12 protein-coding genes are annotated in these 14,777 nt (G+C 64.7%); 11 read left to right on the forward strand and 1 reads right to left on the reverse strand.

The features are described from left to right. Positions 1–79 precede the first annotated feature (79 nt). The 8 genes from SIN08_RS04385 to SIN08_RS04420 all read left to right on the forward strand — a co-directional run bounded on the left by SIN08_RS04385 (position 80) and on the right by SIN08_RS04420 (position 9,001). Entirely contained in the window at positions 80–904 is an 825-nt protein-coding gene (locus SIN08_RS04385) for a phosphogluconate dehydrogenase C-terminal domain-containing protein (protein ID WP_322450342.1), read from the forward strand. 72 nt (positions 905–976) lie between these two features. Beyond that, on the forward strand, positions 977–1,915 hold the full coding sequence (locus SIN08_RS04390; protein ID WP_322450343.1) for a D-ribose ABC transporter substrate-binding protein: 939 nt from the start codon (positions 977–979) through the stop codon (positions 1,913–1,915). A 112-nt stretch (positions 1,916–2,027) separates the two neighbouring features. Next, a complete protein-coding gene (locus tag SIN08_RS04395) occupies positions 2,028–2,684 on the forward strand; it encodes a DUF2291 domain-containing protein (RefSeq protein WP_322450344.1) in 657 nt (218 codons plus the stop codon). Beyond that, entirely contained in the window at positions 2,681–4,228 is a 1,548-nt protein-coding gene (locus SIN08_RS04400; RefSeq protein WP_322450345.1) for a sugar ABC transporter ATP-binding protein, read from the forward strand. The genes SIN08_RS04395 and SIN08_RS04400 overlap by 4 nt, the downstream gene beginning before the upstream one ends. After that, the gene (locus SIN08_RS04405; protein ID WP_322450346.1) at positions 4,225–5,289 is read left to right on the forward strand and encodes an ABC transporter permease; all 1,065 of its coding nucleotides are present in this window, start codon (positions 4,225–4,227) and stop codon (positions 5,287–5,289) included. Before SIN08_RS04400 ends, SIN08_RS04405 begins: the two co-directional genes overlap by 4 nt. A 10-nt stretch (positions 5,290–5,299) precedes the next feature. Further along, a complete protein-coding gene (locus SIN08_RS04410; protein WP_322450348.1) occupies positions 5,300–6,328 on the forward strand; it encodes a Gfo/Idh/MocA family oxidoreductase in 1,029 nt (342 codons plus the stop codon). Continuing rightward, a complete protein-coding gene (locus SIN08_RS04415; protein WP_322450349.1) occupies positions 6,328–8,154 on the forward strand; it encodes a hypothetical protein in 1,827 nt (608 codons plus the stop codon). Before SIN08_RS04410 ends, SIN08_RS04415 begins: the two co-directional genes overlap by 1 nt. Before the next feature lie 118 nt (positions 8,155–8,272). Beyond that, entirely contained in the window at positions 8,273–9,001 is a 729-nt protein-coding gene (locus tag SIN08_RS04420) for a transcriptional regulator NanR (RefSeq protein WP_322450350.1), read from the forward strand. A 66-nt stretch (positions 9,002–9,067) separates the two neighbouring features. Here SIN08_RS04420 and SIN08_RS04425 read toward each other — a convergent pair whose 3' ends face one another. Further along, positions 9,068–9,739 carry a GntR family transcriptional regulator gene (locus SIN08_RS04425; protein WP_322450351.1) on the reverse strand — a complete coding sequence of 224 codons (672 nt, stop codon included), beginning with the start codon at positions 9,737–9,739 and terminating at the stop codon, positions 9,068–9,070. Between the two features lie 217 nt (positions 9,740–9,956). Here SIN08_RS04425 and SIN08_RS04430 point away from each other — a divergent pair, with 217 nt between their 5' ends. The 3 genes from SIN08_RS04430 to SIN08_RS04440 all read left to right on the forward strand — a co-directional run bounded on the left by SIN08_RS04430 (position 9,957) and on the right by SIN08_RS04440 (position 14,771). Then, positions 9,957–11,087 (forward strand): sugar ABC transporter substrate-binding protein, encoded by a 1,131-nt coding sequence (locus SIN08_RS04430; protein ID WP_322450352.1) that lies wholly within the window; start codon positions 9,957–9,959, stop codon positions 11,085–11,087. Positions 11,088–11,169: 82 nt separating this feature from the next. Next, on the forward strand, positions 11,170–12,705 hold the full coding sequence (locus SIN08_RS04435; RefSeq protein ID WP_322450353.1) for a sugar ABC transporter ATP-binding protein: 1,536 nt from the start codon (positions 11,170–11,172) through the stop codon (positions 12,703–12,705). Next, positions 12,702–14,771 carry an ABC transporter permease gene (locus SIN08_RS04440; RefSeq protein WP_322450354.1) on the forward strand — a complete coding sequence of 690 codons (2,070 nt, stop codon included), beginning with the start codon at positions 12,702–12,704 and terminating at the stop codon, positions 14,769–14,771. The genes SIN08_RS04435 and SIN08_RS04440 overlap by 4 nt, the downstream gene beginning before the upstream one ends. The last annotated feature ends 6 nt before the right edge of the window (positions 14,772–14,777 follow it).

Below are 14,777 nucleotides of genomic sequence, written 5' to 3' on the forward strand. Positions count from 1 at the left end.
TTTCGCAATATCATCTCATCATACCAGTTGACAAGATGATGATCTTGCCTAGGATCGGCGGCGAAGAAGGGGAGAGTTCATGAAGATCGCGCTTGTCGGGGCTGGTGGAAAAATGGGTGTGCGCCTGTCGCGCAACCTCAAGGGGTCGCGCTACTCGGTGGCGCATGTCGAGGTCAGCGAGGCGGGACGCCGGCGCCTGAAGGATGAAGTCGGCGCGGACTGCCTGGCACTGGAAGAGGCGCTTGAAGGCGCACGCGCCGTCATTCTGGCCGTGCCCGATACGGCGATCCGGAAGGTCGCGGAAGGACTGATCCACAAGGTGGCCCCGGGGACGATGCTGATCGCGCTCGATGCTGCCGCACCTTTCGCCGGTCATCTTCCCGGGCGCGAGGATGTCACCTTTTTCGTCACGCACCCCTGCCACCCGCCCATTTTCAACGACGAGACGGAGATGGCGGCCAGGCACGACCATTTCGGCGGCATTGCGGCCAAACAGGCCATCGTCAGCGCCCTCATGCAGGGGCCGGAGGAGGATTTTGCGGTTGGTGAGGAGATCGCCAAAACGATCTTCAAGCCCATTCTTCGCTCCCACCGGGTAACGGTCGAGCAGATGGCGCTCCTCGAGCCTGGGCTGTCGGAGACCGTCTGCGCCACGCTTCTGGTGGTAATGAAGGAGGCCATGGACGAGGTCGTCCGGCGCGGCGTCGACCCCACGGCCGCGCGCGATTTCCTGCTCGGCCATCTCAACGTTCTGGGTGCCGTCGTCATGGGCGAGGTGGACGGCGTCTTCTCGGACGCCTGCAACAAGGCGATCGCCAACGGCAAGCCGCGGCTGATGCGCGACGACTGGCTTGGCGTGTTCGAGCCGGAGGAGATCGCCGAAAGCATCCGCCGCATCACCTGACGGCAGCCGGTCTGTCCGGCCGGTGGAGCGGCATTCGAAAGATTGATTGGAAGTCGAACAAGGGAGGAACTTATGGATTTCAAACGCAGAACCTTGCTTGCGGGCGCGGCCGTCGCCGTGTCTCTGGCCTGTTCCGGCAGTGCCTGGGCGGCCGATCTGATGGCCATCATCACGCCGTCTCACGACAACCCCTTCTTCAAGGCGGAGGCGGTTGCCGCGGAAAAGAAGGCGCAGGAACTCGGCTACGACACGCTGGTGCTCGTCCATGACGACGACCCGAACAAGCAGAGCGAGATGTTCGATACGGCGATCGCCCGCGGGGCAAAGGCGATCATTCTCGATAATGCCGGGGCGGACGCGACGGTGGCGCCAGTGCGCCGTGCCAAGGAAGCCGGAATTCCCTCCTTCCTGATCGACCGGGAGATCAAGGAAACGGGCATCGCCGTCTCACAGATCGTTTCCAACAACTATCAGGGCGCACAGCTCGGTGCGGAGGAGTTCGTCCGGCTGATGGGCGAGGAAGGCAAATATGCCGAGCTTCTGGGGCGTGAGGCCGACACGAATGCCGGCATCCGCTCCGCCGGCTACCATGATGTCATCGACCAGTATCCGGACATGGAGATGGTGGCGCAGCAGTCCGCCAACTGGAGCCAGACGGAAGCCTACGAGAAGATGGAAACCATCCTCCAGGCCAATCCGGACATCAAGGGCGTCATTTCCGGCAACGACACCATGGCCATGGGTGCCTGGGCGGCGCTCAAGGCGGCGGGACGCGAGGACGTCATCCTCGTCGGTTTCGACGGTAGCAACGACGTGCGCGACTCGATCCTCGATGGCGGAATCAAGGCGACCGTTCTCCAGCCGGCCTACCGGCAGGCGGAACTGGCGGTCGAGCAGGCGGACCAGTATCTCAAGACGGGTTCGACCGGCCAGGACGAGAAGCAGCTGATGGATTGCATTCTGGTCACTTCTGAGAATGCCGGTCAGCTCGACAACTTCCGTCTGCAGTAGCCGCTAAGGGTTTATCCCGGCCTCTCCGGTCCGCGGACCCCAGCGAACGAGGTCCTGCGGCCGGGGAGGCGCGGACAACTCCGTTTCACGTTCACGTCGAGGAGGCGACCGTATGGTTCGCACTGCATTCCCGACGCTTTGCCTGATTGTTGCCGTCGGCGGGCTCGTCGGCTGCAAGCTGGTGAAGAACACGGATGATCCCGCCGGCGAGGGCGGCATGGTGTCCAGCGCGCCGGACGGCGACATGACCAGAATGGTGGAGGAGATCTGGACCCCCCGGGTTCTGCCCTATCTCCAGGAAAACGCGACCGACTTCGCCACCCTCGGTCCCGCCATCGAGGCCGACTTGGATGCGGCCGGCGAGGCCCATGGCTACAGGCCTACGAGCGAAGGCACCCCGTGGAATTTCGCGACCCTCGTCACGGGCACCGTCATTGCCGCCGAAACCGACACGCGCGCCGCCACGGCCGATGTCGACGTCGACGGTGACGGCACGGCCGACGCCGTCCTGCAGCTCGGCCCTGTCATTCGCGGCACGGCACTGCGCGACGTGCTGGCCTTTGTCGATTTCTCCTCCTTCACCGACCAGATCGAGTTCGCCCAGCTCTCAAGGGCGTTGAACACGAAGGCCTACGAGACGGCGCTCGAAAGCCTGTCTCGCGAGGGTCTGGTGGGGCGGAAAGTCGAGGCATTGGGTGCGTTCACCGTTCGCGGCAAGGGTGGCGCTGTGCTGGTGACGCCGGTCGAAATCGCGTTGGACGAACAATGAGCGAAGAACACCAGATCGGTCTTTCCGTGCGCGGTGCCAGAAAGGTCTATCCCGGCACGCTGGCGCTCGACGACGTCGACTTCGACGTGCGGCTGGGGGCCGTCAACGTGCTGGTGGGCGAGAACGGGGCCGGCAAGTCCACGCTGATGAAGATCATCGCGGGCGTGGAGCAGCTTACGGCGGGCGAAATCCGCATGAACGGCGAGCCGGTCACCTTCGCCGACACGCGCGCGGCGGCGCGCCACGGCATCGGCATCGTCTTCCAGGAACTCAATCTGTTCCCGAACATGACGGTCGCGGAGAATATCTTCATCGCGCGGGAGAAGACCCGCGGTCGCATCGACATCAAGGCCGATGAGCAGCGCAAGGCCGCGGCCGCGCTGATGAAACGGCTCGAGCACGATATTCCGCCCGACGCCCTGGTGGGCGAATTGCGCATCGGCGAGCAGCAGATCGTCGAGATCGCCAAGGCGCTCGCCCAGGACGCGCGCATCCTGATCATGGACGAGCCGACCTCGGCCCTGAGTGCCTCGGAGGTCGAAATCCTGTTCCGCGTGATCACTGACCTCAAGAAGCGCGGCGTCGGCATCGTCTACATCTCGCACCGACTGGAAGAGCTGATCCGCATCGGCGACTACATCACGGTGCTGCGCGACGGCCGGATTACCGGTGCGCGCAGCATGAACGGGGTCGACGTCGACTGGATCGTCCGCAGCATGATCGGCGCTTCCTCAAAGGACTACGCACGGGTGGAGGACCACGCGTTGGGCCCCGAGCTTTTCCGGGCGGAAGATATCTGCCTGCCGCGCAAGAGCGGCGGCTACGCCGTCGATCACGTTTCGCTGTCCTTGAGGGCCGGGGAGATCGTCGGCATCTACGGCCTGATGGGGGCAGGGCGCTCGGAACTCTTCGAGTGCATCATGGCGCAGCATCGGCATGCGATCGGCAGGTTCTACGTCGAAGGAAAGCCCCTTGACGAACCGGACGTCGCCGGGCGCATCGCGCGCGGGCTCGCCCTGATCCCAGAGGACCGCAAAGCCGAGGGGCTGGTACAGATCCTGTCCATCCGCGAAAACATGTCGCTGTCCAGCCTGGGTGCCTTTGCGCGCGGCTTCCATCTCAGCCTCAAGCGCGAGCGTGAGGGAGTTCTGTCGTTCGTGCGCGACCTGGCCATCAAGATCGCCAGTCCGGAAAACCCGGTCAGTTCCCTTTCGGGCGGCAATCAGCAGAAGGTGGTGATCGGCAAGGCGCTGATGACGCGGCCGAAGATCCTGCTGATGGACGAGCCGAGCCGCGGCATCGACGTCGGTGCAAAGGCCGAGGTCTTTCGCATGATGCGGCGGCTGGCGGCGGAAGGGCTCGGCATTCTCTTCGTCACATCGGACCTGGAAGAAGTGATGGCTCTGTCCGACCGCATCATCGTGATGTCGAACGGCCGCATCACTGGAGAATTCGATCCCGCGCAAGCGGACGAAGCGCAGATCGTCGCTGCGTCCGCCGTCGGCCACGCGCCCGCGGGCCATGAGGAGGAAAGCCGAACATGACGACCAATGCCGCAGCGCTGAGCGCTCCGGGCCAGTCCCAGCCGTTGATCCTGCTGCTGTTGAAGCTCAGGACCTTCATCGCGCTGATCGCCGTTTTCACCTTCTTCGCCTTTGCCGCGCCGAACTTCCTCAGCACGGCGAACATGGTCATCATGTCCAAGCATGTGGCGTTGAACGCCTTTCTGGCGATCGGCATGACCTTCGTCATCATCACCGGCGGCATCGATCTGTCGGTGGGCTCGATTGTCGGGCTTTGCGGCATGGTGGCCGGCTGGCTGATCCTCAACGGCATCGACCTCGGCATCGGCTATACGCTCTATTTCAACCTCTTCGAGATCATCCTCATCACGCTGCTCGTCGGCACCCTGTTTGGGGCGATCAACGGATTGCTGGTGACGAAGCTCAACGTCGCCCCGTTCATCGCCACGCTTGGAACGCTCTATGTCGCGCGCGGTCTGGCACTCCTATCCTCGGACGGCGAAACCTTCCCCAATCTGACCGGCAATCCGGAATACGGCTCGACGGGCTTTTATCTCATAGGCTCGGGCTCGTTTCTGGGCGTGCCGGTCTCCATCTGGATTCTCATCGCAGTGGGATGTGGCGCCGCCTATCTCGCCGGCCGCACGCCGCTCGGCCGGTACATCTATGCCGTCGGCGGCAATGAACGGGCGGCGGCACTGTCGGGCGTGAAGGTGAACCGGGTCAAGCTGTTCGTCTACATGTTTTCGGGGTTCTGCGCGGCGATTGTGGGTCTTATTATTTCCTCGCAGCTCGTCGCGGCGCACCCGGCCACCGGCGAAACCTTCGAGCTGAACGCCATCGCGGCGGCCGTTCTGGGCGGCACGTCCATGTCCGGCGGGCGTGGGCGCATCGGCGGCACCATCATCGGCGCGTTCGTCATCGGGATTCTATCGGACGGGCTGGTCATGATGGGCGTGAGCTCGTTCTGGCAGACGGTCATCAAGGGCCTAGTGATCATCGCCGCGGTCGTGGTCGACCAGGCACAGCAGCGGCTGCAGGCGCGCGTCGCCCTGCAGCAGCAGACCGCGCTCGGCCGCTAAGGGAGGTTACATGAGAAAAGGTGCATTGATCGGTTGCGGGTTCTTTGCTCAGAACCATCTGCACGCCTGGCGTGACGTCGACGGTGCTGACATCGTCGCCCTTTGCGACCGTGACCGGACGCGGCTGGAGGAGACGGCGCGTCGCTTCGGGATCGAGCGGGTCTATACCGAGGCAGACGCCATGCTTGCAGCCGAGGGTCTGGATTTCGTCGATATCGCCACCACGGTGGAGACACATCGGCCCCTGGTCGAACTGGCGGCTTCCCGGGGCCGCCACATCGTCTGCCAGAAACCGTTCGCCGCCAACCTCGACGACGCCGGCCGCATGGTCAGCGCGGCCGAAAGGGCCGGCGTTATGCTCATGGTGCACGAGAACTTTCGCTGGCAATCGGCCCTTCGCGCGGCAAGGACGGAGATCGACAAGGGCGCCATCGGCACCCCTTTCTGGGGGCGTGTCAGCTTCCGTTCCGCCTATGACGTCTACAAGGCGCAGCCCTATCTGGCGACGGACGAACGCTTCATCATCCAGGACCTCGGCATCCATATCCTTGATGTCGCACGCTTCCTCTTCGGCGATGTGGCCACGATCTGCGCCAGCACGCGACGGGTGAACCCAAGAATCCGCGCCGAGGACGTGGCGACCATGATGCTGATGCACCAGGGCGGCGTCACCAGCGTCGTCGACTGCAGCTATGCGACCGAACTGCCGCAGGAAAACTTTCCCGAAACACTTCTCGAGATCGACGGAAGCGAGGGCACGCTGCGCCTGTCGGCCGGCTACCGTATGGTCGTGCACAACGGCGGAGAAACGGTGGACAAGGACGTGTCGCCCCCCGTCCTGGCCTGGGCGGAGCGTCCCTGGCACGGCATCCAGGAAAGCGTCTTCAACATCGAGCGCCACTTCATCGAATGCCTCGAATCCGGCCGGGCGCCGGAAACCTCCGGCCGCGATAATCTCGAAACACTGGCGCTCGTCGAAGCGGCCTACCGCTCCGCCGCGGAAGGCAGCCGGTCGATCGCGATGGCGGAGTTTGCGTGATGGCTCCGGAAGCGGAAGAAGCGCTCAGGCTGTACGGCACGGCAGTACCGCCGACACCCTGCAGGATATTGCGGGCCGGGGCGCTCGAAGCGCGCCTCGAGGGCGGCAATTTGCGCTATCTCCGCTATGACGGTCACGAGGTGCTGCGCGCCGTCTCCTATGTCGTGCGGGACCAGGACTGGGGCACGCTCCAGCCCGAAATCGACCTCGCCACGGTCGAGGAGAACGAGGACGGTTTCCGCGTCACCTATCGCGGCACCTGCGTGAATGGCGACGCACGGCTGGCCTACGGTGCAGAGATCCGCGGCACGGCCGACGGACGGCTGCGTTTTTCCGTCGATGCGGTGCCGGAGGGCGACTTCGATACCAACCGGTGCGGCTTCAACGTGCTGCACCCGATTACGGGTCTTGCCGGCGCTCCCGTCACGGTGGAGCATTGCGACGGGTCGGTGGAGAGCACGGTCTTTCCAGAGCTGATCGACCCGTGGCAGCCCTTCAAGTCGATCCGCGCCATCACCCACGAGCCAGCGCCCCATCTCAAGGCGACGTGCCGCATGGAGGGGGACGTGTTCGAGATGGAGGACCAGCGCAACTGGTCCGACGCTTCCTACAAGACCTATGTGCGGCCGCTGGAACTGCCTTGGCCATATACGCTGCACTCGGGCGTGAAGAACAGCCAGAGCGTCGAGGTCGTCGTCGCGGCCAAGCGGGATACGCCGGCGCCCGTCCACCGTTCGCCGCGCGATGCGCGCGTGCGCATAGACCTCGGCGGCACGTCCCACCGGCGCTTCCCCGACGTCGGACTCGTGATCGCACCGGAGGAGGTGAGGGACGCGCTCTCCCGTCTCGAGCAGCTCCGTGCGGTCGGACCGCAGGCGATCCTCTGCCATTTCGATCCGACCGCGGGCCACGGGCCCGAGGCGCTGGCGGACTTCGCCGCCTTGCAGCAGGCTTATCCGGCGCGCTACGAGCTGGAATATGTGGCGGTCTGCGCGGGCGATCTGGACGCTGAGATGCAGACGCTGGCGCGGCAGGTGCGCGAGATGCTGCTGGCGCTCTCATCCATCGCCGTGTGCCCGGCGGTCGATCGCCAGTCGACACCGCCGGGCAGCGTCTGGCCGGACTGTCCGCCCCTGGAGGCGGTCTACGCGGCGGCGCGGGAGGCCTTTCCGGGCCTCCTGCTCGGCGGCGGCATGTTCAGTTATTTCACGGAGCTGAACCGTAAACGGCCACCCGTAGACATGCTTGATTTCGTCACCCACGCCACCAATCCGATCGTCCATGCCGCCGACGACGAAAGCGTGATGGAGACACTTGAGACGCTGCCGCACATCACGCGCTCGGTCCGGGCGATCATCGGCGCCGGCAAGCGCTATCGCCTCGGCCCTTCCACCATTGCCATGCGGCAGAACCCTTACGGCAGCCGCACCTTTGCGAACCCGAACGCCGAGAGACTCTGCATGGCCGACGACGACCCGCGGCAGCGCGGCCTGTTCGCCGCCGCCTGGACGGTCGGCTATGCAGCCGCCATCGCACCGGCGGGGATCGAGCGCTGGGTGCCGGCCGGTTTTACCGGACCCCGAGGGCTCATCGACCGGCGGTCGGGCGCGCTTCTTCCGGTTGGGCAGGCGGTTGCCGATCTTGCCCGTTGCACCGGGGCGCCACTGATCGATTGTCGCACCGCGAGTGGGCGGGTCGCGGCCATCGCCGCCGAGGCGGAGACGGGTCCGGCCGTTGTCGTGGCCAATCTGACGCCGCAGCCGATCACTGTGGACTTTGGCCCCACGCACGAACTTGCGGCCTTTGAAACGCGTGTTTTCCGTTAGCGAGGGTGTCGGAGTCCGCGTAAATTCGATAGGTGGATGTTCGAAGCGCTTTGATAAAATGAAACCGACAGGCTGACGAAAGAGGATGCCCGGTGAATCGACGCGAAGCATGAGCTCGATGGATAGATGGAACGGCTCGAACGCCGAAGATAGCAAGATCATACGGCGCAAGCTGTCGGACCAGGTTCTGGAGCGGCTGCGCGAGATGATCGTGCGCGGCGAGCTGGGGCCCGGCGATCTCATGCCGTCGGAGCGTGAGCTCATGGAGCGTTTCGGCGTTGGCCGTCCCGCGGTCCGGGAGGCCATGCAGTCCATGCATACGCTGGGGCTGATCACGATTTCGCATGGCGAGCGGGCGCGCGTCAGCGAACTTTCGGCTGACATGATGTTCCGGCAGATGGACATGGTGGCACGCATGCTCCTGTCGGCGTCGCCCGACAATCTGGAACATCTGAAGGAGGCGCGCCGCCTGTTCGAGCTCGGCATGATCCGCATCGCCACGGAACGGGCGCAGCCGGCCGACATCGAAGACCTGAAGCGGCTGGTTGAGGAGCAGAGGTCCAAGCTTGGCGACGCGGCGGCCTTCATAAAGACGGACATGGCCTTCCACCGCAAGATCGCCAGCCTGTCCGACAACCCCATCTTCGCGGCGATCAGCGATGCCATGTTGAACTGGCTTTTCAACTATCACACGGACCTTCTCTTCTGGTCCGGCCAGGAGAACGTGACGCTGAGCGAGCACGAGGAGATCGTCGCCTGCATCGAAGAGGGGGACCCCGAACGGGCGGCCGCGGCGATGCGCTCGCATCTCGACCGCTCCGCCGACCTCTACAGATATCACGACTGACACGTTTTAAGTGGCGCGTTGCGGCGACCGAGCCTCGTCCTGGCAGAAGACCGTCGGCTTGCGCCGTTAATCGAGCATGTCCATCAGGATGTGGAAGGCGGCGTCGATATCGGCGCGGATGGCGGCCTGTACCGCCTCGGCATCGCGATTGGCGAGCGCGGCAAACATCGCCTGGTGGTGCTCGTTGGCGGTCGAATAGTTTCCCGAATCGTCGAGCATGTTGAAATAGGGGCTGATCTGCAGCCACAGATTTTCGATGATCTTCAGGATGTTCTCCGAACCGGCCGCGCGGTAGATGGCGAAATGGAAGGTGTAGTTGGCGCGCAGATAGGCTTTCACGTCGCCTGCCGCATTGGCGCTTTCGAGGGCGTCCAGATGCTGGCGCAGGACGGCAAGGCCATCAGCGTCGATACGCTCGGCCGCCCAGCCTGCGGCGATGGGTTCGATGGCGCTGCGCACGTTCCTGAGATCGGTCAGGCGGGCGCGGCTGAGCGCCGGGATGCCGATGGAGCGGCCTGAAACGACCGTCAGCGCGTTGGCGGCGGTGAGCCGTCTCAGCGCCTCGCGCACCGGCATCGGGCTCACGCCGAAGGCATCGGCAAGGCTCTGAATGGTGACGGTCTCGCCCGGAACGATGCTGCCGTCGAGAATCAGTTCCGTGATGTAGCGGTGGACCCGGTCCTGCAGGGTCTCCCGGGACAGGGGCGTGATCTCCACGCCCGCCTTCTTGAACACCACTCCAGCCCCTCTTCGTGTCTGCCTTCCCGGCCGGTCGCCTTCCTTTCCGATGCAGGCTTTCGCCCGGCGCAGTCAAGGTTTTCCCGTTCGTTCGATCAAAGTTTTCCATCATTGATCTTTGATCAAAAGATGCTACGGTCAGAAACCGCGAATGGCAAGGGCCCCGTTCAGAGGCCGACGGGAGGCCGTTCGCAGGATCAACCAGGGAGGACACGACATGGATTTCGCATCGATCGCCAGACGACTCGCTTTGCTGGCGGGAACGGCGGCTGCGGCCCTCGGCGTCGCCGGAGCCCAGGCCCAGGAGGAAAAGCACAAGATTTTCCTTAGCATGAGCTACATCGGCAACGATTGGCAGGCTGAAGCCGCCAACATGATCAAGGCCATGGCGGCGCATCCGAATTATGCCGACAGGGTCGACCTCCAGGTGCAGGTGGCCGGCCCCAACGCGCAGCGTCAGATCCAGCAGATCAATGCCATGGTGCAGGCCGGCGCCGACGCCATCCTCGTCTTTCCCATTTCCCCAACAGCCCTCAACCAGGTGGTCAAGAACGCCTGCGACAAGGGCGTGAAGGTCTTCGCCTATGACGGCGAGATCACCGAGCCTTGCGCCTACAACATCACGATCGACCAGGAGGAAGCCGGCCGCGTGACCGCAAAATGGCTGGTGGACGAGCTCGGCGGCGAGGGCAACATCATTGCCGTGACCGGGGTGCCCGGCACCTCCGTCGACGAGCAGCGTACCAGGGCGGCAAAGGAGGTGTTCGCCGAGCATCCCGGTATCAACATCGTCGGCGAGGCCGTCGGTATGTGGAGCCAGGCCGTCGCCCGCACGGAACTGTCAAAAATCCTTTCCACCCGCAACTGGGATGAGATCGACGGATTGTGGATGCAGGTCGGCTGCTTCACCGCCAATGCCATGCAGCTCGAGGCGGGCAGGGCGCCCGAGGACCTGCTGCCGTGTGCGGGCGAAGGCTCCAATGGCGGTCGCATCCAGATGCTGCCGCCCGACACCGAGGTGGAAGGTGCCTCGATGCCCTATGCACCGCTGGGCGCGCCGCGCATCTCCTATGCCTCTCCGCCTTATTCCGGCGCGCTCGCCCTGAAGCTCGCGGTTGCCGCCCTCGAGGGAGAGGACGTGCCGAAGCGCACGACGCTGCCGCTGCCCGTCGTCACCAACGAGACCATCGAGCTTTGTGAGGAAGGAAGCTGGGAGGAGATGAAGGAGGGCTGCAACGCCTTCAAGCCGGCGCTCGTCTCGAACCCGGGCTGGTTCGCCTCGATCTTCTCGGGAGAAACGCCGGAGATCGGCCTCAACGCCGCGCTGGTCGGCCAGCCCGAGGAATAATCGCCGCAGGGATGGACGACCATCCCGTGCCTGGGATGGGGCGGGTGCGCATGCGCCCGTCCCGGAAAAGCGGACAGGACGAATGAGCGAGGCGAAACGGGTGGCGGTCGACGTCGCCGATATCCACAAGGCCTTCGGCGCCACGAAAGCCGTCGACGGTGTTTCCTTCAAGATCGCCGAAGGCAGTGTTCATGCGCTGCTCGGGGAAAACGGTGCCGGCAAATCGACAGTCGTCAAGCTGCTCTCCGGGCTTCTGCGGCCCGACCGGGGGCGCATCGAGATCTGCGACAAGAAGGTGGCGTTGAACAACCCGCGGGTGGCCCATCGCCACGGCGTCCAGACCGCGTTCCAGGAAATGACCCTGGTGCCGGATCTCAGCGTGCTGGACAACATGCTGATGCCCTATGCGCCGATGGGCGTGACCGGCCTGATCCGCCGCGCGGCGGCACGGCGGGACGTTCGCCGCCATTTCGAGGAGCTGGCCCTTGCGGTCGATCTCGACGCGCGCGCCGATACGCTGGATCTCGCGGTCCAGCAGAAGATCGAGATCGCGCGGGCGATCTACCGCAAGCCGCGCATCCTGCTCCTGGACGAGCCGACATCCACGCTCGCCGGCAGCGATGTGGACTGGTTGGCTGATATCATTGCCAGATTGAAGGCAGACGGCACGACGATCGTCTTCATCACCCATCGCATGCGCGAGGTCCGCGCCTTCTGCGATACGCTGACCATCCTGCGCAACGGCCGGCACATCGTCACGAGCCCGGTCGATGCGATCACCGACGCGCAGGTGATCGAGAATATCATCGGCCGCAGCATGGCGCAGACCTTTCCCGTCCGACCCGACACGCAAAAGACGGGCGAGGCCGTGCTCGGCGTGCGGCAGCTCAAGGTCGGCGCCAAGCTCCGCGACGTCAGCTTCGACCTGCACCGCGGCGAAATCCTCGGCGTCGCCGGCCTGCAGGGCATGGGACAGCTCGACCTCTTCCTGGCCTGCTACGGTATGGAGCGGGTGGACGGCGGCGAAATCCTGGTGGATGGGCGAAAGGTCTCCTTCGCCTCGCCGGCCGACGCCATCCGGCCGAACATCGCCATCGGCTTGGTGCCGGAGGACCGCAAGACCGAGGGCCTGTTTCTCAAATTGAACGGTAAGACCAACGCGTCCCTTCCGGTGATCGACCGGTTTACCCGCCGCGGCTTCATCCGCAACGATGCTGAAACCCAAGCCGTCCGGTCCGCCTTTTCGACCGTCGAGGTGGACGAGCGGGCGCTGTGGACACCGGCCGGGGCGTTTTCCGGCGGCAACCAGCAGAAGATAGCAATTGCCAAATGGCTGGTGGCCGAGAGCCGCATCCTGCTCCTCTTCGATCCCACCCGCGGAATCGACGTCGGCACCAAACACGAGCTTTACCAGATGATGCGCGACTATGTGGAGGCGGGTGGCTCGATCCTCCTGCACTCGACCGAGATCCCGGAACTCGTCCACCTTAGTGACCGGGTGTTGGTGCTTTACGACGGGCGTGTGGCCGCGGAGCTTTCCGCAGGGGATTTGTCGGAAGGGGCGATCATGCGCCCCGCTTTGGGCCATGATGCCGTGGCCAGGGAGGCGGCGGAATGAGCAGCGCCACAATTCGTTCGCCCGGCGGAAGGGCGACCATTGCCCGGTTGGGCGCGGACAATAGGGGGGTGCTGATTGCACTCTTCGTCTTCCTGGCGCTTTTGGGCCTCGTCAATTTCGTCAGCAGCGGGCCGCTCACTTATTTCGACATTTCCTTCCTGTCGAGCGGCGGCGCCACGCTGGCGCTGGCCTCGGTGGGCCAGACCCTCGTGATCCTGTCCGGCGGCTTCGATCTTTCGGCAGGCGCGGTGATCTCGCTGGTCAATGTCGTGCTCGCCCAGAGCATGGACCCGATGACGACGGGCACGAGCGTCGTCCTGTGGACGCTTGCAGGCATCGGAATCGGCATGCTGACCGGCGCCTTCAACGGCTTCTTCGTCGCCGTTCTGCGGCTCCAGCCCATCGTCGTCACGCTGTCGACCATGTTCATCCTCCAGGGTGTCACGCTGCTCGTCATGGACAAGCCCGGCGGCTTCGTCTCGCCCGACTTCGGCACCTTCTATCTGGGCGATGCGATCCCCGGTTTCCTGCCGATGCCTGTGGCGCTGATCCTGGCCGTCGTCGCCGTCTGGCTGTGGCTGAAGAACACGCGTTTCGGCCCCGCGCTCTATGCGGTCGGCAGCGATCCTGACGCAGCCGCGGCGGCCGGCGTGCGCGTCGTCTTCGTGCGCTTCATGGTCTATGTGATCGCCGGTGGCTGCTACGGCCTGGCCGGTGTCTTCATCAGCGCCCAGACGGGCAGCGGCGATCCTCTGGTCGGCAATTCTCTGCTCCTGTCGATGTTCGCGGCGGTGGTCGTCGGCGGCACACGGCTCGGCGGCGGCAAGGGCGGGCCGGTGGGTACCGTGTTCGGCGCCTACATCCTGATGATGGTCGTCAACATCCTGCTCGTCCTCAACGTGTCGGCCTATTATTCGACCATCGCCGAGGGAACGATCCTCATTCTCGCCGTGCTCGCCGGCTCCGCCTCGCGCAGTTCCGAGCTGGCCAATCACCTGCGCACGCTTGGCGATTATGTCTCCGCGCGCCGCCGGGGCACATTGCCCGGGCAGCTCGACCGGACAGACCGGCGCCTGAAAACGTTTCTGGGTCCGCCGAAAACCGATCCCGCCGAGTGGCACGGCTTCATCGAGCGCCACCGCGAGACGCTCCGTTTCGCATTGCCCGCCTATGTCTGCCTGGTGCTCGTCATCCTCGTCACGCAACTGTGGCTGGGCCGCACCGTCTTCAGTCCGACCTACTGGAACTCGCTCGCCGTCCTGTCGAGCTTCCTGGCGTTGCTGGCGCTCGGGCAGGGCACGGTGATCCTGACCGGCGGGCTCGATCTTTCCGTGCCCTGGGTCGTCGGCATCAGCGGCATCGTGCTGGCCGGCATGGTGAACGGCTCGGATGCCGCGCTCGTCTACGCCCTGCCGCTCGTATTGGCGATGGCGGCGCTGATCGGTTTCGCCAACGGTGTCGGTGTCGTCTTTCTGGGCATTTCGCCGATCGTCATGACGCTCGCCATGAACGGCATCCTGCAAGGCTTTGCGCTGCTTTACTCGCAAGGCACGCCTGCCGGTTTCGCCGCGCCGATGCTGCGCTGGTTCATGACCGGCAGGATCGGCCCGGTCACCCCGGTCGTCCTGTTCCTGTTTCTCTTCGTGGTGGGGGCCGTGCTGCTTCTCGGCAAGACTGCCTTCGGACGCCGTGTCTACGCCATCGGCAACCGGCTGCGGGCGGCAAGGCTGTCGGGCATCTCGGTCGATCGGACCCTGCTCCTGGTCTACACGCTTTCGGGCTTTTGCGCTGGGCTCGTGGGCGTGCTTCTGACGGGTTTTTCCGGCCAGGCGAGCCTCGGCATGGGCGACGACTACCTGCTGCCTTCGATCGCCGTCGTCGTGGTCGGCGGCGCGCTGATCACCGGCGGGCGCGGGCACTATCTCGGCATGCTCGGCGGCGTCCTTCTTCTGACGGCCCTGCAGATGCTGCTTGCCGGCACCAACCTGCCTTACGCGACGCGGGCGATCCTCTACGGTCTCGTGGTGTTGCTTGCCGTGGTGGCGCTGCGCGAGAAGCGGACATGAAAGTGA

The sequence above is a fragment of the Chelativorans sp. M5D2P16 genome (genome assembly GCF_034427935.1).
GTDB lineage: Bacteria > Pseudomonadota > Alphaproteobacteria > Rhizobiales > Rhizobiaceae > Chelativorans.

What these genes read in the sequence shown, in the direction of transcription:
- SIN08_RS04385 (WP_322450342.1), top strand. Translation starts at nt 80, where the DNA reads ATGAAGATCGCGCTTGTCGGGGCTGGTGGAAAAATGGGTGTGCGCCTG.
- SIN08_RS04390 (WP_322450343.1), top strand. Translation starts at nt 977, where the DNA reads ATGGATTTCAAACGCAGAACCTTGCTTGCGGGCGCGGCCGTCGCCGTG.
- SIN08_RS04395 (WP_322450344.1), top strand. Translation starts at nt 2,028, where the DNA reads ATGGTTCGCACTGCATTCCCGACGCTTTGCCTGATTGTTGCCGTCGGC.
- SIN08_RS04400 (WP_322450345.1), top strand. Translation starts at nt 2,681, where the DNA reads ATGAGCGAAGAACACCAGATCGGTCTTTCCGTGCGCGGTGCCAGAAAG.
- SIN08_RS04405 (WP_322450346.1), top strand. Translation starts at nt 4,225, where the DNA reads ATGACGACCAATGCCGCAGCGCTGAGCGCTCCGGGCCAGTCCCAGCCG.
- SIN08_RS04410 (WP_322450348.1), top strand. Translation starts at nt 5,300, where the DNA reads ATGAGAAAAGGTGCATTGATCGGTTGCGGGTTCTTTGCTCAGAACCAT.
- SIN08_RS04415 (WP_322450349.1), top strand. Translation starts at nt 6,328, where the DNA reads ATGGCTCCGGAAGCGGAAGAAGCGCTCAGGCTGTACGGCACGGCAGTA.
- SIN08_RS04420 (WP_322450350.1), top strand. Translation starts at nt 8,273, where the DNA reads ATGGATAGATGGAACGGCTCGAACGCCGAAGATAGCAAGATCATACGG.
- SIN08_RS04430 (WP_322450352.1), top strand. Translation starts at nt 9,957, where the DNA reads ATGGATTTCGCATCGATCGCCAGACGACTCGCTTTGCTGGCGGGAACG.
- SIN08_RS04435 (WP_322450353.1), top strand. Translation starts at nt 11,170, where the DNA reads ATGAGCGAGGCGAAACGGGTGGCGGTCGACGTCGCCGATATCCACAAG.
- SIN08_RS04440 (WP_322450354.1), top strand. Translation starts at nt 12,702, where the DNA reads ATGAGCAGCGCCACAATTCGTTCGCCCGGCGGAAGGGCGACCATTGCC.